The sequence below is a fragment of the Siccirubricoccus phaeus genome (assembly GCF_008360935.1).
Classification (GTDB): Bacteria; Pseudomonadota; Alphaproteobacteria; order Acetobacterales; family Acetobacteraceae; genus Siccirubricoccus; species Siccirubricoccus phaeus.
This window is the reverse complement of sequence record NZ_SRXO01000011.1, coordinates 173,859-197,200: the sequence shown is the minus strand read 5'-3', so window position 1 is coordinate 197,200 and position 23,342 is coordinate 173,859. Positions and strand designations below refer to the sequence as shown.

Genomic DNA, 23,342 nt, shown 5'->3' with positions numbered 1-23,342 from the left:
CGAAGGAGCGCCCGATGCCCATAACCCGCCGCCACCTCCCGCTCCTCGCCAGCGCGCTCAGCCTGCCCGCCCAGGCCCAGGCCGCCACAGTCCGCCAGGTGGCGATGCCCTGCCCCAGCCGCCCCGGCGAGTTCCTCGGCATGGTGCTGGAGGGCAATGGCACCACCGCCGGGACCGCCCTGGTCTTCGGCCAGGCCTTCCGTCCCGGCGACCTGCCGCGGGACCGCGCCATCCATGCCCGCACCACCGCCGGCCAGGCCCTGCGCGCCCAGGCGGATGTGAAGACCCGGCACCCGGACGGCTCCGCCCGCTTCGCCGTGCTGAGCCTCGCCGCCCCGCCGCTTCGCCGCGGGGAGAAGCTCGGCGTCGTGCTTGCCGCCCGGCCGCCTGAGGCAGCACCCGCCCTCGACCTCGCCCGCCTCGCCGCGCCGCGCCGGCCGCTGGTGGAGATCGCCCCGCCCCAGGGGGCGCCCTGGCAGGCCGACCTCGCCGCCCTGCTGGCCGGGCTGCGCGGCGGCCCTGCGATATGGCAGGCCGGGCCGCTCGCCGCCCAGGCGCGCATCGCCGCCTGGGTGCCGCCCGCCGCCTGCGGCGGCGCCACCTCCCTGCGCCTGGTCGTGGACCTCGCCGCCCGGGCGGATGGCAGCCTGTGGCTGGATGTCTGGCTGCGCAACGACGCCACCATGCGGCCGGGCGGCGGCGATGCCGCCTATTCCCTGCGGGTGCTGGTGGATGGCCGGGAGGCGCTGCGGGCAGAAGGGCTGCGGCACCGGCTCTACACCGCCTGGGGCCGCCAGCTCCGGGTGCTGGCCGGGGCGTCGGCGCCGGCGCCGCCCTACCCCCGCCAGGATGCCGGCTACCTGGCGGAGGCCGGCGCCATCGCCCGCTACGACCTCTCCCTCGGGGTGGAGGAGGCGGTGCTGAGCCGCTACGCCGCCCTGCTCGCCGCCCCGGACTGGGCGCCGCCCTTCGGCAGCCGGGGCATCGCCCAGCGGATGGGCGCCACCGGGAACCGGCCGGATATCGGCCCCACCACGGAATACCAGGCGGCCTGGCTCATCTCCGGCGACCGCCGGGCCGCCGCGGTCTCGATCGGCCAGGCGGAGGCGGCGGGCAGCATCCCCTGGCACCATTGGGACCCGGAGGGCGGGGCGGATGGCCAGGGCGGCTGGCTGGAGCAGCGGCGCTGGCCGCGCCTCTGGACCGATCCCCGCGGCGGCCGCCCGCCCGGCGGGCTGCTGCAGCCCGTGCCCGCGGATACCGGCTGGCAGACCGATGCGGCACACCAGCCCGCCCTGGGCTTCATCCCCTTCCTGCTGACCGGGCGGCGCAGCGCGCTGGATGCACTGCAGGCCCAGGCGGCGTGGAACGTCATCGGCATCTGGCCCGGTGCCCGCCGGGCCCCGGGCGATCCGGGCGACGGCGCCATCATCCTGCAGAACCGCCAGGTGCGCGGCGCCGCCTGGGGAATGCGGGAGCTGGACCAGGCTGCCTGGATCGCCCCGGAGGACGACCCCCAGCAGGGCTATTTCCGCTGGCTGGCCGACCGCAATTGGGCCTGGCTGCGGGCCCGGCTGCCGGCCCTGACGGCCGAGCAGGGCGAGGCGCATGGCCGGCTGCCCGGGGAATATGGCGCGCCGGGCAACATGGCGCCCTGGCAACAGGACTACTTCACCACCTCCGCCGCGGCGGCGGCGCGCCGCGGCAACCCGGATGCGCTGGCCGTGCTGCGCTGGATGGAGAATTTCCTCGCCGGCCGGTTCCTCGCCGCCGGGCAAGGCTTCCCGCCGCATGACGGGGTTGCCTACAACCTCGCCGACAGCAGCCTCGGCCCCGGTGCCCGGGCGCTGCGGAGCTGGGCGGAGATCGGCGAGGCGAGCCGGGCCCGCGGCCTCTCCAATGGCGAGGGCTGGCGGCAGAGCGAGGGCTATTACGGCCGGCTCGGCCTGGCGAGCCTGGCCCTGTTGATGGAGACGCTCGGCTCCGCCCGGGCGGCGGCGGCCTATGCCTGGCTGAAAGCGGCCGGGGCGCCCTTCACCGATGCCACGGCCTTCGCCCGCACGCCGACGCTCAGCATCGTCCCGCGCGGGCAGCCGCTATCGCCGCGGGACGTGCCGCGCTGCGAAGGGTGATGGGCGCCGCCGCGGCGGCGCCGGCTGCCGGAAACGGTCGGGGCTTGCCCGCTGGACGCCTGCGTCCAACCCCCGGCCGGGATGGGCCGGTCCCGGGCCACGGCAGGAGTCCCGGCCCCGGTTGAACCTGCAGCCCGGTTCAGAGCGCGGGGGCGGAGCTCGAAGGCAGCGTCTGGAGCAATATCCGATCAGGTGGGATCACCTGATCGGAGGCTGCTCTAGTGTCCCGCTTCCGAAGTCCTGCGGACTTCGTTCTCGGGCCACTAGAGCGGGATCGGTTGAGCTGCGCTCACCCGCCCCGCTCTAGCTCTTTGTTCGGTCGCGTGATTCAGGGTTTCGGTCGATTCGACTTCAGCCGATCACGCTCTAGCTTTTGTTTTCAGTGGCCTGCTTGTCCGCTGCGTTCGCTGGAAATCCAGCGAACTTCGCGGGCAGGACACTAGAGCGTCTTCAGGCTGACTGCGCAGCGTGAAGACGCTCAATCTTATTGATGGCAGAGCAGATTCACGCCTCCGGGCGATTCCGCCCTCCGGCGATCTGCTCTAGCTCGGCCGCAGCCCGGCGCGCTCCGCCGCCGCGCGGGTCCACGCCGATTCCCGCACCAGGAAGGCGGCGAAGCCGGCCGGCGTCGCTTCCTCGCGGCTGGCCATGATGCTGCCCATCTCCTCGAAGCGCTTGCGCGTCGGCGGGTCCGCCACCGCCGCCGCCATGGCGTCGGCCAGCTTGGCCAGGATGTCGGGCGGCGTGCCCGTCGGCACCACCAGGCCCAGGAAGGCAGCGGCGCGGAAGCCGCGCACCCCCTGCTCCTCCATGGTGGGGATATCCGGTGCCACCGGCAGCCGCTCGGCGGAGCCGGCGCCGAGGATGCGGATCGCCCCCTCCCGGTGCAGCGGCAGGGCGGTGGAGATCTCGGTCATCCCGGCCTCCAGATTGCCCGCCACCAGGTCGGGCGCCATGGCGCCGCCGCTGCCATAGGGCACGTGCTGCAGCCCGGCGCCGGTCATGGCGTTGAAGGTCTCGATCGCCAGATGCGCCGTGCTGCCGGTGCCGGAGGAGCCGCAGGCGATCTGCCCCGGCTTCGCCTTGGCCAGCGCCAGCAGTTCCGCCAGATTCTGCGCCGGCACCGCCTTGTGCACCGCCAGCACGTTGGGCGTGCGCACGGCGAGGCCGAGCGGGGCGAAATCCCGCACCGGGTCATAGCCGAGATTGGCCTGGATGACGGGGTTCACCGCCAGCGGCCCGTTGCTGCCGAGCAGCAGGGAATAGCCGTCCGGCTTGGCCCGGGCGAAGGCGGTGGCGGCGACATTGCCGGCGGCGCCGGCGCGGTTCTCCACCACCACCGGCTGGCCCAGCACCTCGGAAAGCTTGGGGGCCAGCACCCGCCCTACCGTATCGGCATTGCCGCCCGGGGCGAAGGGCACGACGAGGCGGACGGGTCGGTCCGGGAAGCCGGCGGCGCGGGCCGGGTTAGGCAAGGTGAGCGCAGGCAAGGTGAGGGCGGGCAAGGTGAGGGCGGGCAAGGTGAGGGCGGGCAAGGTGAGGGCGGGCAAGGCAAGCAGCAGGCGGCGGGGCAAAGTCACAGCATTTCCTCCATCTGCCGGCGAAGATGCGGCAGGGGCCGCCCGGGCTCAAGGCGCCAGCGCCGCGGCGGCCGGGCGGGCCGTCGCAGGACGGCCCCGCGACGGCCGGACGCGACGCCGTGCCGCAAGACGCGCCTGATGCGCGCCCTCCCGGGCTCGCCGCATCAAACCCTGGAATGCCTTTGGAAAACGTGAATCGGGTGGGGGATATGGGGCCGTTCGGTCCAGGCTGGGGTGGCGCAGTCGGGGGTGACACGGCCCGAGTTCCGTGGCCCGGCTTGGCGCGGCCAGGGCGCCACGGCCGGGGCAGCACAGCCGGTGCTGACGCGGCCGGGGAGCACGGTTGCAAGTGGCACGACCACCGGTCGCACAGCCGGAGGTCACGCGGCCAGGGGTCCACGGCTGGCAGTGGCAGGAACATGCCGCGGCCTTGGGGGCGCCACGGCCGGGGCAGCACAGCCGGTGCTGACGCGGCCGGGGAGCACGGTTGCAAGTGGCACGACCACCGGTCGCACAGCCGGAGGTCACGCGGCCAGGCGGCCACGGCTGGCAGTGGCAGGGACATGCCGCGGCCTTGGGGGTGCCACGGCCAGGGCAGCACGGCCGGAGCTGACGCGGCCGGGGAGCACGGTTGCAAGTGGCACGACCACCGGTCGCACAGCCGGAGGTCACGCGGCCAGGGGTCCACGGCTGGCAGTGGCAGGGACATGCCGCGGCCTTGGGGGTGCCACGGCCAGGGCAGCACGGCCGGAGCTGACGCGGCCGGGGTCCCGTGACCAGGAGCCGTCACGCCGCCGGCCGCAGCCTATCCCCCGCCGCCCTGCTCCAGGCACAGCAGCAGGCGCGGCGGCGCGCCCGCGGCGTGGCCGGCATTGGCGGCGGGCTGGCCCGGGCAGGCGGGGCCTTTCAGCGCCCAGACGGTGCCGCGCGGCAGGCGCCGCACCGCGCCGGGGCCGCCGGCCTCCGGCGGCAGGCGCGCCGCCAGGCCGGGCCCGGCATAGGCGGCGAGCAGCCGGCAGCCCGCCGGCTGCACCGGCCAGCGCGGCGCGGCGCCGCCCGCCAGCGCCGCCAGGTGCAGCACGCCCTCGCCACCGCCCACCGCCATGGCGAAGAAGGCGCCGAGCACGGCGCAATTCGCCAGCAGATCGGGCGGCGCCGGCGCCGGCAGCAGCGGTGCCAGCATGGCCGCCGCGCCATTGCCGGCGAAGCGGCAGCTTCGGTGGAAGGGGCCGGCGGCCAGCAGCGCAGCCAGCAGGGGGGCGGTGACACCGGCCAGCCCGCCCGGCAGCGGGCGGTGCCAGAGCACCGCCGCAACCTCCGGCCGGCCGAGCTGCATCACCACCGCCGGCAGCGCGGCCGAGAGCAGCACGCCCTCGGGCGCCTCCCCCACCGGGGGCCTGTAGCTTTCGATCAGGAGCATCAGCCCGCCGGGCCGGCCTCCACGGCCTCGGCTTTCGCCGCGCCGGGCTTCGCAGCCTCGGCCCGGCCCGCCCGCCTTTCCGCCCGCGCCGCAAAGGGGGCGACGAGATCGGCGATATGGCCGATCTCGGTGGGCCGCAGCCCGTCCAGCGCCGCGGGCGCGCGGCCGCCGCGCGCCAGGCGCCGCGGCAGGGTGGCGGCGGTGAAGCCCAGCTTCTGCGCCTCGCGCAGCCGCGCCTCCGCCTGGCTCACCTGGCGGATTTCGCCGGACAGGCCGACCTCGCCGAAATAGACCATGCCCGGGTCCGTCGGCCGGTCGGTGGCGGCGGAGACCAGCGCGGCGGCAACCGCCAGATCGGCCGCCGGCTCGGCGATGCGCAAGCCGCCGGCGATGTTGAGATAGACGTCGTTCATGCCGAGCGTCATGCCGCAGCGCGCCTCCAGCACCGCCATCAGCATGGCGAGCCGCCCGGAATCCCAGCCCACCACCTGGCGGCGCGGGGAGCCGCCGGCGGAGGGCGCCAGCAGCGCCTGCACCTCCACCAGCACCGGCCTTGTGCCCTCGATGCCGGCGAAGACGGCGCTGCCGGCGACATTGCCGCGGCGCTCGGCGAGGAACAGGGCGGAGGGGTTCAGCACCTCCACCAGCCCGCGCTCCGTCATCTCGAAGACGCCGATCTCGTCGGTCGCGCCGAAGCGGTTCTTCACCGCGCGCAGGATGCGGAATTGGTGGCCGCGATCGCCTTCGAAATAGAGCGTGGCATCCACCATGTGCTCCAGCACCCGCGGGCCGGCGAGCGTGCCTTCCTTCGTCACATGCCCGACCAGGACAAGCGCGAAGCCACGCGACTTGGCCAGCCGGATCAGCTCGGCCGCGCAGGTGCGGACCTGGGCGACGGTGCCGGGGGCGCTGTCCAGCGCGTCCAGCCACAGGGTCTGGATGGAATCGATGATGACGAGGGCGGCCTCGCGCTCCTGCTCCAGGCTCGCCACGATGTCGCGCAGCGCCGTCGCGGCGGCGAGCGCCAGGGGGGCGGTCTCCAGGCCAAGGCGGCGGGCGCGCAGCCGCACCTGCTCCACCGCCTCCTCGCCCGAGATGTAGAGGGTGCGGCGGCCGGCCGTCGCGATGCGCGCCGCGGCCTGCAGCAGGATGGTGGATTTGCCGATGCCGGGATCGCCGCCGACCAGCACGGCGGAGGCGGGGACGATGCCGCCGCCCAGCACCCGGTCCAGCTCCGCGAGCTCGGTCGGGATGCGGGCGGGGGGCGGCGCCTCGCCCTGCAGGCCGACGAATTCCACCCGGCGCCCCCCGCCGGCGCGGGCGGCGGGGCCGGGGCCGCGCGGGGTTTCGACGGCTTCTTCGGAGAGGGTGTTCCACTCGCCGCAGCCATCGCAGCGGCCCTGCCATTTCGGGAAGACGGCGCCGCAGGCCTGGCAGACGTAACGGGTGCGGTCCTTGGCCAAGGCGGTCCCCCATGGACGAAAGGCGAACATCCCGGGTGTAGCGCAACGCCGCCGCCTTGTCCCGCGCCTTCGGCCCCCAGCGCCTGCACCTCCGCCCGGGGGGGACAACCCCCGACCCCGGCCTGAGTTCAGGCGGCTATCTGCTGCTCCAGCGTCGGCGCCACATCCATCAGGGTGACGCGGCGCATGTCGCGCGGATAGGTGTGGTCCTCATAGGGGCGGGCGCGGTGCATGGTGCTGCGGTTGTCCCACATCACAATGTCCCATTGCCGCCAGCGATGCGTGTAGACGAAGTGGCGCTGGGTCGCGAATTCCTCGAGCTGGCGGATCAGCGCCATCGCCTCCGGCACCGGCCAGCCATGGATGCGGCCGATATGGGAGGACAGATAGAGCGAGTGGCGCTGCGAGCGCGGATGCCAGCGCACCAGGCGCTGCGGCACCGGGGCGAAGTCGCGCCGCTCCTGCTCGGTATAGTCGGTGAAGCCAAGCTTGCCGCGGGAAAAGATCAGGCTGTGATCGGTGACCATGTCGCGCAGCTTCGCCTGCATCTTCGCCGGCAGCGCATCCCAGGCGGCGCGCATATCGGCGAATTCGGTCTCGCCGCCCTCGGGCGGGATGACCCTGGCATGCAGCATGGAATACTTGGCCGGCGTCGCCTTGAAGCTGCTGTCCGAGTGCCAGAGCTGGTTGCCGAGGTTGAACATGCGGCGGCGGTCATCCGCGCCCAGCAGCTTGCCATCCAGGTCGATGTTGGAGATGTCCGCCATCTGGTTGTGCTTGAGGCGCTGCTTGTGGACATCGACCACGCCGCGGGTCTGTTCCAGCGGGCCCAGCGCCTGGCCGAACGCCATCTGCTGCTCGTCCTCGATCTGCTGGTCGCGGAAGACGAGGACGGCGTAGCGGTCCATCGCCTGGTGGATCTCCTCGCAGAGTTCCGGCCCCGGCGTGGTGCGCAGGTCGATCCCTCGCACCTCGGCAACGAAAAGCGGATGCAGCGGCGTCAGGTGCAGCGTCATGTCCGTTCCTCCCGGAGGAAGTGTAAGGCTGCGGGCCGGGCGGGGGTCAAGCGCCAGGGATCCCCAGCCCGGCCCCAGGGGCGTCAGCCCTTGCGCAGGTTGGTGAAGACCGGGGCGCCGTCCAGCATGCCGGTCAGGGTGCGGCGATAGGCCACCGGCTGGATGAACTGGCCCAGCGGCACATAAGGCACGTCCTGCCAGAGCTGGAGCTGCAGCTTCTCCGCCGCCGCCTTCTGCGTCGCCAGGTCGGGGGCGGCGAAGAATTCGGCGCGCAGCGCCTCCAGCTTCGGGCTGGTCAGCCAGCCGGGGGAGCCGCCGGCCACCCCGCCGCCGCGCAGCATGCCATGGGTCGCCGGCGTCATCATGTCGAGCCCGCCGACATAGGTGCAGTAGCAGCTCCAGCCGCCGCGCTCGACCGGCTCCTTGCTCGTCGTCCGGGCGTTGAGCGTGCCCCAATCGGCCGAGACGTAATCGACATTGAGGCCGAGCCGCACCAGCACGTCGCGCGTCACCTCGCAGACCGCGGTGATGCGCGGCACCTCGGCCGCGGCCAGCATCACCACGCGCTCCCCCTTGTAGCCGGCATCCAGCACGGCCTGCTTCAGCCTGGCGAAATCCGGCTTCGGGCGCGCCAAGCCGGCCTCGCTCGCCAGGGGGGAGCCGGGGGTGTAGGCGCCGACATGCGGGTTCATGTTGGCGCGCTCGCCGCCCACCACGGCGGTCATGCAATCCTGCTGGTCGATCGCGGCCAGCACGACGCGGCGGAGCGCGACATTGTCGAAGGGCGGCTGGATGTGGTTGAATCGGAACTGCCCGACATAGCCAGTGCGGTCCTTCACCTCGACCACGATGTCGCGGTTGCGGCGCAGCAGCGGCACCAGATCCATCAGCGGCTGCTCCACCCAATCCACCTCCCCGGCCTGCAGGGCAGAGGCGGCGGCGGCGGGGTCCGGCATCACGTTGAAGACGATGCGGTCCAGATAGGCGAGGCGCGGCCCGGCGGTGAAGCTCGGCTCGCCCTCCTCGCGCGGCTGGTAGGCGGCGAATTTCTCGAAGACCGCGCGGGCGCCGGGCACGCGCTCCGAGTCCAGGTAGCGGAAGGGGCCGCTGCCGATGGTCTCCGGCATGCGGGTATAGGCATCGGTCTTCGCCAGCCGTTCCGGCACCATCACCGGCACCAGGGAGGAAGCGCGGCCGAGCGCGTCCGGCAGCATGGGGAAGGGGCGCTTCAGGCGGAACTGGATGGTGCGGTCATCCGGCGCCGAAAGCTCCTCGGTCGCGGCGAGGAGCTGCTGGCCGAAGGCGTCCCGCCTGCCCCAGCGGTTGATGGAGGCGACGCAGTCCCGCGCCAGCACCTTCTCGCCATCGTGGAAGCGCAGGCCGTCGCGCAGCGTCAGCTTCCACAGCCTGCCGTCATTCTCCACCACATGGCCGGCGACCATCTGCGGCCGGGTGACGAGGCTGGCATCGGTGCCGTAGAGCGTGTCGAACACCGCGAGCGCCGAGGTGCGGGTGGCGTAGGTGCTGCTCCAGATCGGGTCGGTGACCGCGACATCGGCATAGGGGACGAAGTTCAGCACCTTGGCGCCCCCAGGGGCGCCCTGGGCGGCGGCGAGGCGCGGGGCGGCGAAGGCGAGGGCGGCGGTCTGCAGCAATTGGCGTCGACGCATCGGCAATGCTCCCGGCAGGCAGGGCTGTGGTCCTGGCGGCCCGGGTCCGGCTGGCCCGGGGTGATTGGCCGCGGTGAGAGGCGCTCCGGCATTTAAGCAATTATCGTGCCGAAATCCTGCCCAGCCAGGGAAGATAGGGGCGCGGCCGGTTCGTCGTCGCGCAGTGTGGCCATGCCAGGGCGCGGCTGATCTGAGGGTGGGCTCTGCCCTCCTCGTTGGGTGCAGTGCGCCCGACCCCTCCCGCAAAGGGCCGCAAGGCCCTTCGAACCCTTGAGTTTACAGGTTGAACTGTCGGGTCCGAACTCAAGGTTTCCAAAGGCCCTTCGGCCTTTGGCGGGTGGAGTTCGAGGAGGGCAGAGCCCTCCTCGACCCTAAGCCCGGTAGTACCGCCTCGCCCGCCGCTCCGCCTCCCGCGCCGCCGCTTCCGGCGTCGCCTGGCCCGACGCCACGGAGGAGCACATCTGCACCAGCACGTAATCCGCCGCGACGGCGCCGGAGGCCTGGGTGATCGGCCCCTTATACCCGCTCCAGTACTTATGATTCATCGCGTCCCGGAACAGCACCAGCTTGGGGTCGGAGCGCCAGACCTCGCTCTGCCGGTAGGCGTCCAGCGGCTGCGACCAGTAGCCCAGGCTGCCGGTCAGCCAGGGGTCGTACTGCTCCGCCTCCAGCATGAAGCGGATGAACTCCTTCGCCGCGTTGGGGTAGCGCACATGGCGGAACACCATGGCGTTCAGCACGGTCGCCGATTGCGGCGGGCCGTCCGCCACGCCGCGCGGCAGCGGCGCGTGCTCGGTGTCGTCGGCGATGGGCTTGGTGCGCGGATCGTTCTTCAGCGCGTAGTAGAGCGACACGCCATTGGCGGTGAGCGACACTTCCTGCGAGGCATAGGCGCGGTTGTTCGAGGGATCGAGCCAGGAGAGCGTGCCGGGCGCAAAATTCGGATACAGCTCCCGCAGATAGTTCAGCGCGGTGATGGTCTCGCGGCTGTTGATGGCGATCTTCCCCGCCTCGTCGGTCAGCGCCGCGCCATGCGACCAGAGCAGCCAGTTCGCGAAACCGTTGCCGTCGCCCACGGCATTGCCCAGGGCGAAGCCGGCCGGCTTGCCGATGCGCTTCAGCCCCTGGCAGAGGCGGAGGAAGCCGGCATGGTCCTCCGGCACCTTCTCGAACCCGGCCTCCCGCACCGCGGAGGCGCGGTAGACGATGGGCCCGGTGCCGCCGCCGAAGGGAATGCCCAGCCAGCGCGTGCCGCCATGCTGCATGCCGTATTTGCGTGCGAGGAAGGACCAGCCGCCATAGCGCTCACCCAGATAGGCGGCGAGTTCCGTCAGATCGTGCAGCTTCTCGACATAGAGATGCGGGTCGTCGGCCCAGCCGATGACGACATCCGGCCCGCTGCCGGTATTGGCGATGACGGCGGTTTGCGGCCTTATATCCTCCCAGCCGACGAAATCGACGCGCACCGGCACGCCATGCGCTTCGCTGAAGCGGGCGCAATTCTCGCGGAAGATGATCTCGTCGGCATCGACGAAGCGGGCGGGGCGGATGACGCGCAGCGCGGCGTTCGGCTCGATGGGCTGGCGGGGCGGCGGGATGTCGGCGCGGGGGATGGCGCTGCCATCGGGCCGGGGCTGGGCGTGGGTGCCGGCGGCAAGGCTCGCGGCGCCGAGGGCGAGGGCCGCCCTGCGGGTAACATGTTGCATCTTTGTTCCTCCCTGGCTTGCGCGTGGCCAGGGCGGCGCCCGGGAGCGCGCCCCGGCATCGGGGAGGATGCGCGCGGCCGCGGGTGGAATGCGAGGAAAACCGGCGCGGGTGGCGCTACCGGCGCAACTCCATCTGGATCGGCCCCTCCCGCTCCCCATTGGCGAATTGGTCCACCATCGCATTGCCGGTGTGGCCGAGGCTCCTTGCCTCGCCCGTCCAGACGATCCGCCCCTTGTGGATCATCGCCGCGCTGTCGCCGATGCGCCGCGCGCTCGCCATGTCGTGGGTGATGGAGATCGCCGTCGCGCCCAGCCGCTTCACGCAATCGACGATCAGCCCGTCGATCACCGCGCCCATGATGGGGTCCAGCCCCGTCGTCGGCTCGTCGAAGAAGATGATGTCCGGCTGCGCCGCGATCGCCCGCGCCAGCGCCACCCGCTTCTGCATGCCGCCGGACAGCTCCGCCGGCCAGAGCTCGCCCACCGACGCGGCCAGCCCCACCTGTTCCAACACCTCCGCCGCCTTGTCCCGCGCCGCGGCACGGGTGAGGCGCTTCTGCGCCAGCAGCTTGAAGCAGACGTTTTCCCAGACCGGCAGGCTGTCGAACAGCGCGCCATTCTGGAACAGCATGCCGATGCGGTCGGCCACCGCCTCCCGCTCCCGCCGCTTCATCTTCAGCACGTCCTGGCCGTCGATCTCGATCACCCCGGCATCGGGCTGGATGAGGCCGAGGATGCATTTGATGGTGACCGATTTGCCGGAGCCGGAGCCGCCGAGGATGACCAGGGAATGGCCCTGCAGCACTTCCAGATCCACCCCGTCCAGCACCTGCTTCGGCCCGAAGGCCTTGTGCAGCCCGCGCACGCGGATCTTCGGCGTGGCGGCGGCCACCGCGCGGTCGCGTCCCGTCGCTGCCATCGCCTCCGTCATTGCGCGAAGAAGATTTCGGTGAGGATGTAGTCGAGGGCGAGGATGAGGATGGAGGCGGCGACCACCGCCGAAGTGGTGGCCCCGCCCACGCCCTGCGCCCCGCCCTTGCTGCGGTAGCCGCACCAGGTGCCCATCAGCGCGATGATGAAGCCGAACACCGCCGCCTTCACCAGGCCGGAGACCACATCCTGGGTCTGCAGATAGTCGAAGGTGGATTTCAGATAGGCGGCGGAGACGAACCCCAGCTTGAAGGTGCCGATCAGCCAGCCGCCCATGACGCCGAGGATATCCGCCACCAGCACCAGCAGCGGCAGGGCGATGATCGCCGCCAGCAGCCTTGGCGCCACCAGATACTTCATCGGGTTGGTGGACAGCGTGGTCAGCGCGTCGATCTGGTCCGTCACCCGCATGGTGCCGATCTCGGCGGCGAAGCTGGCGCCGATGCGCCCCGCCACCATCAGCGCCGCCAGCACCGGCCCGAGCTCGCGCGTCAGCGAGATGACGACGACGCTGGCGATGGCCGATTGCGCGTTGAAGCGGGCGAAGCCGGTGAAGCTCTGCAGCGCCAGCACCATGCCGGTGAACACCGCGGTCAGCGCCACCACGGGCAGGGAGAACCAGGCGATCTCCAGGAAGGCGCGCCAGAACAGCCGGAAGTGGAAAGGCGGCCGCAGCACATGGCTCAGCCCTTCCAGGGCAAACAGCGCGGCATCCCCCGCCACCCGGCAGGCGCCGAGCGTGGCGCGGCCGATGGCCGCCAAAGGGTCGAGCAGGAGGGCGACCATCAGGTGCCGAGATAGTCGCGCCGGTAGCGCGCGCCAAGGGAGGTGAGGATCTCGTAGCCGATCGTCCCGGCGCGCGCCGCCACCTCGTCCGGCGTGTTGCCGGGGCCGAGGAGCTGGATCATCTCGCCAGGGCGGCAGGCAGGCACATCGGTGACGTCGAAGGTGATGAGATCCATGGACACCCGGCCGACCAGGGGCACGGGCCGCCCGGCGAGGATGCCGACCGCCCGCCCCGAAAGGGCGCGAAGGTATCCATCCGCATAGCCCGCGGCAACCGTCGCTATCCGGCTGGGCCGCGCGGCCTGCCAGGCGGCGCCGTAGCCCACCGTCTCGCCGGCCGGAATCTCCCGCACCTGCAGGATGGGCGCGGAGAGCGTGACGACCTGGCGCATCGGGTTCGCAGCGCCCGGGGTGGGGTTGATGCCGTAAAGGGCGCAACCCGGACGGGAAAGGTCGGAAGCGAAATCCGCGCCGAGGAACAGGCCGGCGGAATTGGCGAAGCTCGTCGGCACGCCGGGCAGCCGGGCGCGGGCGGCGGCGAAGCGGGCAGCCTGGACGGCGTTGGCCGGATGCGCGGGCTCATCGGCGGCGGCGAGATGCGTCATCACATAAAGAAGCTGCAGCGGCCCCAGCCGCCCCGGCTCCGCCGCCAGCAGCTCGAACTCGGTGGGAGGGAGGCCGAGACGGGACATGCCGGTATCGACATGCAGGATGACCGGGCGGCGCCGCCCGGCTGCGGCATGGGCGGTGAGGTCCGCCAACCCGTTCAGCACGGGGACCAGGGCGGCATCCTCGTCCCCGCCCGGCGCAAAGCCGCTCAGCACGGCAATCATCGGGCCGGGGCCGAGGACGGCCCGCAGCGCCATGCCCTCCGCCAGATCGGCGACGAAGAAATGCCGGCAGCCGGCGGCCAGCAGCGCCCGGCCGACCGGGGCGGCGCCGAGGCCATAGCCATCCGCCTTCACCGCCGCGGCCACCAGGCCCGGGGCCGCGCGGTCCCGCAGCATCGCCCAATTCGCCGCAATGGCGCCGAGATCGATGGTCAGCACCGCCTGCATCGCCACCCCCGCCCGTGACGGTAAGGGGATGCCGGGAAGCGCGGCGGGTCGCAAGGGGGCTCCGCCCCCCAAGCCCCCGCCAGGGGCTCTGCCCCTGGACCCCGCCGGGGAGGATACTCCTCCCCGGACCCCGGTCCGAGTCCTGGACCCGACGCTTGAACCTGCTGACCAGACAGAAATGGCATCGTATTGCGGCGCCCCTCATCTCCGGCAGGTTGGCGCCAGCCGGTGAGCAACTCGCACCGGGATCCTGGGGAGGAGGCCCCCCGGCGGAGGTGCAGGGTCCGGGGCACTGCCCGCAACGCCTCCGGCTGAGGGTTCGGGGACGAAGCCCCAACGCTATGCGGGCATCGGCACGCGCTGCGCCAGCGGGTCCAGCAAGGCCTCGATGGCCACGGTATCCGCCCATTCCAACCGCACCGTCACCACCGTCACGCGGCTGCGGAAGGCCGGCGGGATGCGGACGTAATCCTTGCGCGTCGTCACCGGCATGGCACGCAGCCCATCGGCCTCGGCCAGCAGGTCGCGCATATCGCCCTCGTCGAAGGGGTAGTGGTCGGCGAAGGCCATGCGCCCGGCCAGCACCGCCCCCGCCTCCTGCAAGGTGGCGAAGAATTTCCGCGGATTGGCGATGCCGCAAAAGGCATAGACCGGTTGGCCCGCCAGCAGCTCCGCCTCCGGCCCCGGCCGCAGCCTGGCCTGCAGCACCGGCATCCGGGGCGGCAGCAGGGCGGCGGCGCCGGATTCATCCGCGCCGATCATCACCGCGGCGCGGCAGCGGGCGGCGGCGGCCGCCACCGGCTCCCGCAACGGCCCCGCCGGGATGATGCGGTTATTGCCGAAGCCGAAGCTGCCATCCACCACCAGCAGGGAGAGGTCCTTCTCCAGCGTCGGGTTCTGCAGCCCGTCATCCATGACGATGGCCTGCGCCCCCGCCGCGACGGCCGCCCGGGCGCCGGCGGCGCGGTCGGCGGAAATCCAGGTCGGGCGCTCGGCCGCCAGCAGCAGCGCCTCGTCGCCCACCGCCCGGCTGTCATGCACCGCAGGGTCCACCCGCACCGGGCCTTTCAGCCGCCCGCCATAGCCGCGCAGCAGGAAATGCACGGCGACGCCGCGCCGCGCCAATCTTTGGCCAAGATCGAGCGCCACGGTGGTCTTGCCGGCGCCGCCCGCCGTGGCATTGCCGCAGCAGATGACCGGTACCGGCGCCTGCCAGCCCGGCCGCGCCATCCGCCGCGCGGTGGCGCAGCCATAGAGGGCCGCAATGGGCGAAAGCAGCAGGGGCAGCAGCCCCTTGCCATCCCCGCCCCAGAATTCGGGAGCACGCATCGTCTCTCGACCGGTCCTCGCAGCTCGGGTTTCGTCTTCCGCCCCGGCAGGGGCAGAAAGGCGCGGGCGCCCATCTTCACCCGCCGCCCCTGAACGCCCGGGGCCGCGCCCGGGCATGGCAGGAATCGGCCAGCCACCGAAGATAGCGGCCAGTGGCCCGGGACCGAAGCCTCTCCGGCTGCGGGCCCGGGCCGCTCGCCCGCAAACCGATTGGCGCACCGGTCGCGTCCGGGCGGTCGGCGGGGCAATCCCGCCGTCTCCGGCCCATTCGATCCGGCCCGCACCCCAGCCCGGCACCGGCCGCGCCCAAGGGGGCTAGCAGGGCATCCCGCCCGTCTGGCCCATTCGATCCGGCCCGCACTCCGGTCTGGCACCGGCCGCGCCCAGGCGGGCCAGCAGGGCATCCCGCCCGTCCGACCCGATTCGATCCGGCCCGCACCCCGGTCCGGCGCCGGGCGTGCCGGGGCGGGTTAGCTAGGCGTACCCCGCCCGTCCGACCCCATTCGATCCGGCCCGCACCCCGGTCCGGCGCCGGGCGTGCCGGGGCGGGTTAGCTAGGCGTACCCCGCCCGTCCGACCCCATTCGATCCGGCCCGCACCCCGCCCCGGCACCGGGCGTGCCGGGGCGGGTCAGCAAGGCGTACCCCGCCGTCCGGCCCGGCACCGGCCAGGCGGGTCAGCAGGACAAGTCCCGCCCCGCCCCGCCCCATTCGACCCGGCCCGCGGCCGGCCCGGGCGGCAGCAGGGCCAGCAGCCTGTCCGCCACCTGGTCCGGCAGCCCGGCCCCGGCGGCGGCCAGGCGGGAGGCCGTCGCCGCCATGGCCCGGCCCAGCGCCGCATCCGTTAGCACGCCCATGACCGAAGCCGCCAGCGTCGCCTCCGTCACCGCCCGGGCGCCGCCCTCCGCCAGCAGCGCCGCGGCCGGCTCGGCGAAATTCCAGTGATGCGGCCCGATCAGGATCGGGCAGCCCAGCCGCGCCGGCTCCAGCGGATTCTGCCCGCCATGCGGCACCAGGGAGCCGCCCACCAGGCACACCCCGGCCAGGCGGTAGAACAGGCCCAGCTCCCCCAGCGTATCGGCGATATGCACCGCCTGCCCCGGCCCCGGCAGCGCGCCGGCGGCGCGGCGGGAAAGCGGCAGGCCGCCGGCCAGGGCGGCGATGGCCGCCCCGCGCTCCGGATGGCGGGGCACGATGATGGTCAGCAGCCCGGGCAGCAGCGGCGCCACGGCCCGGTGGGCGCCGAGCACCATCGCCTCCTCCCCCGGATGAGTGCTGGCGGCGAGGAAGACCGGCCGGTTGCCGATCGCCTCGCGCAGCGCCCCCAGGGCGGCGGGCTCGGCCGGCAGAGGCGGGGCGGCGTATTTCAGGTTGCCCGGAACCTCCACGCAACGCGCGCCCAGGGCACGGAGCCGCGCCGCATCGGCGGCGGATTGCGCCTGCACCAGGCGGAGGCCGCCCAGCATCTCCCGCGCCAGGCCGGGGGCCCAGCCCCAGCGGCGGGCGGCGCGGGTGGAGAACCGGGCATTCACCAGCGCCGCCGGCACCCCGCGGGCGCGCAGCGCGGCCAGCAGGTTGGGCCACAGCTCGGATTCCACCAGCGCCACCGCATCCGGCCGCCAGCCCTCCAGGAAGCGCTCCACCCAGGCCGGGACGTCCAGCGGCAGAAAGCGGTGCAGCACCTGCGCCGCCAGGGAGGGCGGCAGGCGGCGCATCAGCAGCTCCGCCCCGGTCACCGTCACCGTCGTCACCAGCAGGGTCAGATCCGGGGCGCGGGCCGCCAGGGCTTCCAGCAGGGGCAGGATGGACATGGTTTCGCCCACGCTCGCCGCATGCAGCCAGAGCAGGCGCCCGGGCGGCCGCGCCGCCCCCTCGCCCCGCCTTTCCCCCAGCCTTGCGGCGATCTCCTTCCCCCGCCGCACCCGGCGGTGCAGCCAGGGGCCCAGCAGCGGGGCCAGGCCGGCGGTGCCGAGCCGCCAGAGCGGGCCGGCCAGGCTCATCCGGCGCGCATCGCGGGCACGGCCCCAAGGCGCCGTCCCAGCGCGCCGGCATCGGCGGCGTCGCAGGCGGCGCTGAGTGCCGCCTCGATGGCGGGCAGCGCCGCCTCCGGCGCCTCCCGCGCCACCGGGACGAGCGGGCCGAAGGCGATGACGCCGCGGGCGAAGGGCAAGGGCAGCACCATCCGGTCCCAGCTCCGCAGCGTGATGCCGCGGCTGCTGCGGGCGGCACAGGGCAGCACGGCGAGGCCGGACAACGCGGCAAGCTGCGCCACCCCCGGCGCGGCGATGCGGCGCGGGCCGCGCGGCCCGTCCGGCGTGATCACCACCACCTCCCCCGCCGCCAGCAGGCGCAGCAGCACCCGCATCCCGGCGGCGCCGCCGCGATTGGTGGAGCCATGCACCATCTCCATCCGGAAGGGCCGGCACACCTCGCCGATGAAGCGCCCGTCGCGGTGGCGGGAGACCAGCACCCGCGCCTGCTTCGCCGCCAGCCCCGGCACCACGCGGGCGGAGGTCAGCCAGGCCGCCGGCATCAGCGGCAGCCGCTCATGCCAGAAGGCGGCGAGGATGGGGCCGGCCTCGGCCGCGGCGCGGAGATGCCCTTCCCCCTCCACCCGCCAGCGCGTGGTGGCGAAGACCAGGCGGAGATAGAGGCCGAGCAGGCGCGCCAGCACCGCCTGGGTCGTCGGGTGGCGAAGCGCGCGCCGCAGCATCGGGGCCGGAGGGGCGGCAGCGAAGCGAGGAGCCGGCCGGGCCTAGCGCGCGCCGCAGGCGCCGGGCCGGCGGCCCTGGCCGCGCCCCATGCCATTCCCGCCCGCGCCATGCCGATTCATGCCCCTGCCTCGCTCTTCCTCGCCCGGCACCGCGGCCCAGGCCATGGCCATGCCCGGCCTTGCCGATGCCGCCCGGGCCATGGCCCGGCCGCGCAGGTCACGCCTTCCGGCGACGCCGCCGCGGACCTTCCTGTCCCGGGCCGTCACCTGGCCACGCGAGTCGCGTGCCCGGCCGTTCCAGCCGCCCAAGGTTACGCTCCGGTGGCCTGCCCGCGAAGTTCGCCGATTTCCGGCGAACGCAGCGGACAAGCAGGCCACTGAAAATAAAAGCTGGTGTCCCGCTTCCGAAGCCGCAGGACTTCGGAAGCGGGACACTAGCATGGAGGCGGGGACGGAGAAAGCCGGTAACCTCACGTGATCGCGAGTGGCACGAGCTGGCGGCGGAAGCCCATGGCACAGGCCTCCCAGGAGAACCGCTCGGCATGGGCGCGGGCCACCGCCCGGTCGCAGTGCAGCGCGGCCAGCGCCGCCGCCCGCAGATCCTCGTCCACCACCCCGGCGCCGGAGCTGGGGATGACGTCCAGCGGCCCGGTGACCGGATAGGCGGCGACCGGCGTGCCGCTCGCCATCGCCTCCAGCATCACCAGGCCGAAGGTGTCGGTGCGGGAGGGGAAGACCAGCACATCCGCCCCGGCATAGGCCCGGGCCAGCGCCGCGCCCTGGCGCCAGCCGGCGAAATGCGCCTCGGGGAATTTGCGCTCCAGCGCGGCGCGCAGCGGCCCGTCCCCGACCACCACCTTGGAGCCGGGGAGGTCGAGGCGGAGGAAGGCCTCGATGTTCTTCTCCACCGCCACCCGGCCGACATGGAGGAAGATGGGCCTGGGCAGCCCGGCCCATTCCTCCCGCCCCTCCCCGTTGAAGAGGGAGAGGTCGACGCCCCGCGTCCAGGGCCGGATCTTGGTGAAGCCGCGGCGCGCCAGTTCCTCCCGCAGGCTGTGGGTGGCGGCGAAGGTGCCGCCGCCCGCCTCGTGGAAGCGGCGCAGCACCGCCCAGGCGAGGCTGGGCGGCAGGCCGGTGCGGGCCTGCAGGTATTCCGGGAATTTGGTGTGGAAGCTGGTGGTGAAGACCCAGCCGCGCTTCAGGCAGAGCGCGCGCATCGCCCAGCCCAGCGGGCCCTCGGTCGCGATATGCACGGCGTTCGGCCGGTAGGCATCCACCAGCCGCCGCAGCTTCCGGCGCGGCGCCAGGGCCAGGCGGATTTCCCGGTAGCTCGGCATGGCCATGGTGCGGAAGCGGTCGGGGCCGATCACCTCCACCGTGTCGTCCCTTTCCCGCAGCACCTGGGCCACGGTGGACAGAGTGCGGACCACGCCGTTCACCTGCGGGGCCCAGGCATCGGTGACGATCAGCAGGCGCAGCTTGGCATCGTCCGGCAGCATCACGGGCGCATCCCAAAGGGGGCGCCAGGCCGGCGCGGCAGGGCTGAGCTCAGCGGGAGCGGCACCGCTCGGGGCCACGGCCTCATCGAACAGCATGGGGGGGGGCGGGGCGGGCCTGGGAAGGCTCAGGGGCGCGCCGGGGCGCGGCGCGTGTCCGGCGGCTGCACCCGCGCCAGCACATCGGCCGCGACGGTCGGCTGGGACGCGTTGCGCCGTTCCATCTGGCGCCAGAAGGAGAGGCGGTTCTCCTCCGCCCAGTCGATCAGCTCGAATTTCCCGTCCGCATGCTCGACCAGGGCAGTGCAGCTTTCCACCCAGTCGCCGTCGTTCATGTACATCACGCCCTGGACGGTGCGCATTTCCGCATGGTGGATATGGCCGCAGACCACGCCGTCCAGCCCGCGGCGCTTCGCCTCCGTGGCCAGCGCCACCTCGAAGCGGTCGATCGCCTTCACCGCTTCCTTCACCTGCCGCTTCAGCCATTGGCTGAGCGACCAGTAGGGGTAGCCGAGGCGGCGGCGGGCGGCGTTGAAGACGCGGTTGAGCGTCAGCGCCCAGTCATAGGCCCAGTCGCCGAGATGGGCGAGGAACTTGGCGTAGCGGATGACGCCGTCGAATTCATCGCCATGGATGATCAGGTAGCGGCGGCCATCGGCGGCCTCATGCACCGCTTCCCGTTCCAGCTTCACGCCCGCGACTTCCAGGCCCAGCCAGTCGCGGAACATCTCGTCATGATTGCCGGGGATGTAGGTGACCTCGACGCCCCGCCGCGCCATGGCGAGGATGTGGCGCACCACCTCGTCGAATTCCTCGGTCCAGTACCAGGATTTGCGGAGCCGCCAGCCATCCACTACATCGCCGACCAGGAAAAGCCGCTCGCACTCCGCCCGGCTGAGGAAATCCAGCAGGAAATCGGCGCGGCAGCCACGGGTACCGAGATGGATGTCCGAGAGGAAGATCGTCCGGTAGCGGCGCTTGGTATCCGTGGTCTGCATTGTCCCGCCTTCCAGGCAGGCGGCGCGTCCTGCCGCCCGCGGCGCCGCCGAGTCGCCGGCCGTCGCGCGACGGGCAAGTAACTCGGCAACACCGGCGCGGTTGTGAATCTTGCATGACTTGTCCTAATTACATGGTTGCTTCCGGGAAGTGTCACGGCCTTGCGGGCGAATCGAAGCTTGATTGTCATGCCGGGCGGCTACCGGCGGCGCCTCCGGGCCAGGGGGCCGTGCCCAGGGGCATGCTGATCGTCTTCAATCCTACCGCGGGCGGGCGCCGCCGCCGCCGGCTGGCCCAGGCGCTGGGCGTGCTGCGCGCCAAGGGCGTGGCGGCGGAGCTGGCGGAGACCGAGCGGCCCGGCCACGCCACCACCCTGGCGCGGGAGGCGGCGGGGCGGGGCTGCCCCCTGGTGGTCGCGGCCGGCGGCGACGGCACCATCGCGGAGGTGGCGGCGGGGCTGGCCGGCAGCGCCGCGGGGCTCGGCATCCTGCCGCTCGGCACGGCGAATGTGCTGGCCTGGGAGCTGGGGGTGCCGCTGGCGCCGGAAGCGGCGGCGGCGGTGGTGGCAGAGGGCGCACCGCGCTGGCTGCGCCCCGGGGTGGCGCGGTTCGGCGATGGCAGCCAGCGGCTCTTCGTGCAGATGCTGGGGGCCGGCTTCGACGCGGCGGTGGTGCACCACCTGGATCTGCGCTGGAAGCGGGCGCTGGGGCGCTTCGCCTATGTGCTGCAGGGGGCGCGGGAGCTGGGGCGCTACCCCTTCCCGCGCTTCACCGTGACGCTGGATGGCGGGGCGGCGGAGGAGGTGGCGAGCGTGATCGTCACCAAGGGACGGCTTTATGCCGGACGGCACCTGCTGGCGCCGGCAGCACGGCCGGGGGAGCCGGGCTTCCAGGTGGCGCTGTTCCCGCGCGGCGGGGCGCTGGCGGCGGCGCTGTACGGCGCGGCGCTGCCGCTGGGGCTGCTGCCGAGGCTGCCGGGGGTGGTGCTGAAGCCGGCCCGGCGGGTGGTGCTGCGTGGCGAGGGCGTGCCGGTGCAGGCGGATGGGGATGCCGCAGGGATGCTGCCGGTGGAGGTGGAGGAGGCGGCGGCGCCCATTCCGGTGGTGCTGCCACGCTGAAGACGGGGGTTCCTCCCCCCGGCAGGCGCGCTGCCCCCTGCACCCCCCCGGGGTTGCCGGCACTGCCGGCAAGGTTTCCCCCCGGACCCCGCCCTGAGTCCGCCGGTTCAAACGGCAGGGCTGGAACTCGGCCGGGGTCCGGGGAGGGGCTCCCGTCCCCGGAGGCGGCCGGGGTCAAAGCCCCCGATCTTCCGCCTTGTTCTTTTTCCGTTTCTCCCTCATCCGCCCCTGGCCGCCGCCACGAATTCCCTGATCCGCGCCGGATCCTTCACCCCCCGCGCCCGCTCCACGCCGGAGGACACGTCCACCCCCGGCGCGCCGCTCTGCCGCAGCGCCTCCGCCACGCTCTCCGGCGTCAGCCCGCCCGCCAGCAGCCAGGGGCGGGGGATCACCCGCCCCGCCGTCAGCCGCCAGTCGAAGGGCGCGGCATTGCCACCGGGCAGGCTCGCCCCGGGCGGCGGCTTGGCGTCCAGCAGGAAGCGGTCCGCGACGGGCGCGAACGCCTCCAGCACCGCCAGATCCTCCGGCGCCGCGATGCCCAGCGCCTTCATCACCGGCAGGCCGAAGCGCGCCTTGATCGCCGCCACCCGCGCCGGGTCCTCGGCCCCGTGAAGCTGGATGAGGTCCAGCTTCAGCGCCGCCAGCACCGCCTCGATCAGCGCGTCCTCGGGGTCCACGAACAGCCCGGTGCGCAGCGGCCCGCCCGCCGCCCGGGCGGAGAGCCCGGCCGCCACCGCCGGCGTCACCGCCCGGGGCGAGGGCGGGTAAAAGACGAAGCCCAGCAGATCGGCGCCCGCCGCCACCGCGGCGTCGAACCCCGCCGCATCATTCACCCCGCAGATTTTGACCAGCGTCATCCCGGCAGCCCCGCCGCGATCTCCGCCAGCGCCGCAACCGGGTCCGCCGCGCCGGTGATGGGCCGGCCGATCACCAGCCAATCCGCGCCCGCCGCCACCGCCTCTGCCGGCGTCGCGGTGCGGGCCTGGTCGCCGGCCGCGCTGCCGGCCGGCCGCAGGCCGGGCACCACCAGCAGCGGCGTTTGCCCGAAGGCGTCGCGGATCGGCCCCACCTCCCGCGGCGAGCAGACCAGCCCATCCACCCCGGCGGAGAGCGCCAGCCGCGCCAGGCGCAGCACCTGCTGCACCGGCCCGCCGGCAACGCCGGTCTCGGACAGCGCCGCCGCATCCAGGCTGGTCAGCACGGTGACCGCCAGCAGGATGGGCCGCGCCTCGCCGGCCGCCTCCGCCGCCTCCCGCGCCGCGGCCAGCATCGCCGCGCCGCCCGCCGCATGCAGCGTCAGCATCGCCGGCCGCAGCGGCAGCAGGCTGCGCACCGCGCCAGCCACGGTGTTCGGAATGTCATGCAGCTTCAGGTCGAGGAAGACCGGCGCCAGCGGCGTCACGCGCCGCACCGCCTCCGGCCCCGCAGCGGTGAACAGCTCCAGCCCCAATTTCACCGCGCCGCTGCCCGGCCCCAGCGCCGCGGCCAGCGCCACGGCCCGCGCCGCGTCCGGCGTATCGATCGCCGGGATGATCCGGGCGGCAGCGCTCCGCGGGCGGGGCAGCACGGGCCTGGCTCAGGCGGCGGGGCGGGAGAGCCGCACCACCCCATTGGCCGCGCCATTGGCCGGCGGCGGCACCGGGCCCAACTGCCGCGCTTCCCTGGCGCGCAGCTCGGCCAGCTCCCGCTCCAGGATGCGCGTCGTGTTCTCCAGCGCCTTCGCCCGCCGCCGATAGGGCAGCGCCGCCGCCCAGGCGATGAAGGCGCCGAACAGGAAGAACACCGCCGCGATCAGCAGCACCGCGACGGAAAGCGGCGCCGCCCAGGCGAGGTCGAAGGGCCAGAGGCGCAGCGCCACCTCCTCCCGGTTCGAGAGCCCGAACAGCACCAGCAGGATGAGCAGCGGCGCCAGCAGGATCAGCCGGACCATG

General features: G+C 73.4%; 19 protein-coding genes. 2 read left to right on the top strand and 17 right to left on the bottom strand.

Going from position 1 to position 23,342, the window contains the following annotated elements; genetic code table 11:
- The first annotated feature begins 14 nt into the window (after nt 1-14).
- Nucleotides 15-2,132 carry a hypothetical protein gene (locus E5N76_RS16890; protein ID WP_149538480.1) on the top strand — a complete coding sequence of 706 codons (2,118 nt, stop codon included), beginning with the start codon at nt 15-17 and terminating at the stop codon, nt 2,130-2,132.
- 542 nt (nt 2,133-2,674) lie between these two features.
- Here the strand turns inward: E5N76_RS16890 and E5N76_RS16885 are convergent.
- The 14 genes from E5N76_RS16885 to E5N76_RS16820 all read right to left on the bottom strand — a co-directional run bounded on the left by E5N76_RS16885 (nt 2,675) and on the right by E5N76_RS16820 (nt 20,296).
- Complete coding sequence (locus E5N76_RS16885) at nt 2,675-3,712, bottom strand: Bug family tripartite tricarboxylate transporter substrate binding protein (RefSeq protein ID WP_149538479.1); 1,038 nt, start codon at nt 3,710-3,712, stop codon at nt 2,675-2,677.
- 805 nt (nt 3,713-4,517) lie between these two features.
- Nucleotides 4,518-5,132 carry a DUF1826 domain-containing protein gene (locus E5N76_RS16880; RefSeq protein WP_149538478.1) on the bottom strand — a complete coding sequence of 205 codons (615 nt, stop codon included), beginning with the start codon at nt 5,130-5,132 and terminating at the stop codon, nt 4,518-4,520.
- Nucleotides 5,132-6,595, bottom strand: a complete 1,464-nt coding sequence (radA, locus tag E5N76_RS16875; protein WP_187830216.1) for a DNA repair protein RadA — start codon at nt 6,593-6,595, stop codon at nt 5,132-5,134. Before radA ends, E5N76_RS16880 begins: the two co-directional genes overlap by 1 nt.
- A gap of 128 nt (nt 6,596-6,723) precedes the next feature.
- Nucleotides 6,724-7,611: a TauD/TfdA dioxygenase family protein gene (locus E5N76_RS16870; RefSeq protein WP_149538476.1), complete on the bottom strand. Its 888-nt coding sequence runs from the start codon at nt 7,609-7,611 to the stop codon at nt 6,724-6,726.
- 83 nt (nt 7,612-7,694) lie between these two features.
- Nucleotides 7,695-9,281, bottom strand: a complete 1,587-nt coding sequence (locus E5N76_RS16865; RefSeq protein ID WP_149538475.1) for an ABC transporter substrate-binding protein — start codon at nt 9,279-9,281, stop codon at nt 7,695-7,697.
- 371 nt (nt 9,282-9,652) lie between these two features.
- Nucleotides 9,653-10,987, bottom strand: coding sequence for an ABC transporter substrate-binding protein (locus E5N76_RS16860; protein WP_149538474.1), 1,335 nt, complete (start codon nt 10,985-10,987; stop codon nt 9,653-9,655).
- A gap of 115 nt (nt 10,988-11,102) precedes the next feature.
- Entirely contained in the window at nt 11,103-11,918 is an 816-nt protein-coding gene (locus E5N76_RS16855) for an ABC transporter ATP-binding protein (RefSeq protein ID WP_235907741.1), read from the bottom strand.
- On the bottom strand, nt 11,915-12,703 hold the full coding sequence (locus E5N76_RS16850) for an MlaE family ABC transporter permease (RefSeq protein ID WP_149538473.1): 789 nt from the start codon (nt 12,701-12,703) through the stop codon (nt 11,915-11,917). Before E5N76_RS16850 ends, E5N76_RS16855 begins: the two co-directional genes overlap by 4 nt.
- Nucleotides 12,703-13,761 (bottom strand): alanine racemase, encoded by a 1,059-nt coding sequence (alr, locus tag E5N76_RS16845; protein ID WP_149538510.1) that lies wholly within the window; start codon nt 13,759-13,761, stop codon nt 12,703-12,705. Before alr ends, E5N76_RS16850 begins: the two co-directional genes overlap by 1 nt.
- Nucleotides 13,762-14,100: 339 nt before the next feature.
- The gene (gene lpxK, locus E5N76_RS16840; protein ID WP_149538472.1) at nt 14,101-15,090 is read right to left on the bottom strand and encodes a tetraacyldisaccharide 4'-kinase; all 990 of its coding nucleotides are present in this window, start codon (nt 15,088-15,090) and stop codon (nt 14,101-14,103) included.
- A 676-nt stretch (nt 15,091-15,766) separates the two neighbouring features.
- Entirely contained in the window at nt 15,767-17,089 is a 1,323-nt protein-coding gene (locus E5N76_RS16835) for a 3-deoxy-D-manno-octulosonic acid transferase (RefSeq protein ID WP_149538471.1), read from the bottom strand.
- Nucleotides 17,086-17,802, bottom strand: coding sequence for a lysophospholipid acyltransferase family protein (locus tag E5N76_RS16830; RefSeq protein WP_149538470.1), 717 nt, complete (start codon nt 17,800-17,802; stop codon nt 17,086-17,088). The genes E5N76_RS16835 and E5N76_RS16830 overlap by 4 nt, the downstream gene beginning before the upstream one ends.
- A 470-nt stretch (nt 17,803-18,272) precedes the next feature.
- The gene (locus tag E5N76_RS16825) at nt 18,273-19,301 is read right to left on the bottom strand and encodes a glycosyltransferase family 4 protein (RefSeq protein WP_235907740.1); all 1,029 of its coding nucleotides are present in this window, start codon (nt 19,299-19,301) and stop codon (nt 18,273-18,275) included.
- 125 nt (nt 19,302-19,426) lie between these two features.
- The gene (locus E5N76_RS16820) at nt 19,427-20,296 is read right to left on the bottom strand and encodes a UDP-2,3-diacylglucosamine diphosphatase (protein WP_149538469.1); all 870 of its coding nucleotides are present in this window, start codon (nt 20,294-20,296) and stop codon (nt 19,427-19,429) included.
- A gap of 239 nt (nt 20,297-20,535) precedes the next feature.
- On the opposite strand from E5N76_RS16820, the gene E5N76_RS16815 reads away from it, so the two are divergent.
- Complete coding sequence (locus tag E5N76_RS16815; protein ID WP_149538468.1) at nt 20,536-21,411, top strand: diacylglycerol/lipid kinase family protein; 876 nt, start codon at nt 20,536-20,538, stop codon at nt 21,409-21,411.
- Between the two features lie 218 nt (nt 21,412-21,629).
- Here E5N76_RS16815 and E5N76_RS16810 read toward each other — a convergent pair whose 3' ends face one another.
- Genes E5N76_RS16810 through E5N76_RS16800 form a run of 3 tightly spaced genes read right to left on the bottom strand, consistent with a single transcriptional unit; the run spans nt 21,630 to nt 23,341 of the window.
- The gene (locus tag E5N76_RS16810) at nt 21,630-22,268 is read right to left on the bottom strand and encodes a phosphoribosylanthranilate isomerase (protein ID WP_149538467.1); all 639 of its coding nucleotides are present in this window, start codon (nt 22,266-22,268) and stop codon (nt 21,630-21,632) included.
- Nucleotides 22,265-22,978, bottom strand: a complete 714-nt coding sequence (pyrF, locus tag E5N76_RS16805) for an orotidine-5'-phosphate decarboxylase (RefSeq protein ID WP_408021711.1) — start codon at nt 22,976-22,978, stop codon at nt 22,265-22,267. The genes E5N76_RS16810 and pyrF overlap by 4 nt, the downstream gene beginning before the upstream one ends.
- Nucleotides 22,979-22,987: 9 nt before the next feature.
- Complete coding sequence (locus E5N76_RS16800) at nt 22,988-23,341, bottom strand: LapA family protein (protein WP_149538466.1); 354 nt, start codon at nt 23,339-23,341, stop codon at nt 22,988-22,990.
- Nucleotide 23,342: the final 1 nt, after the last annotated feature.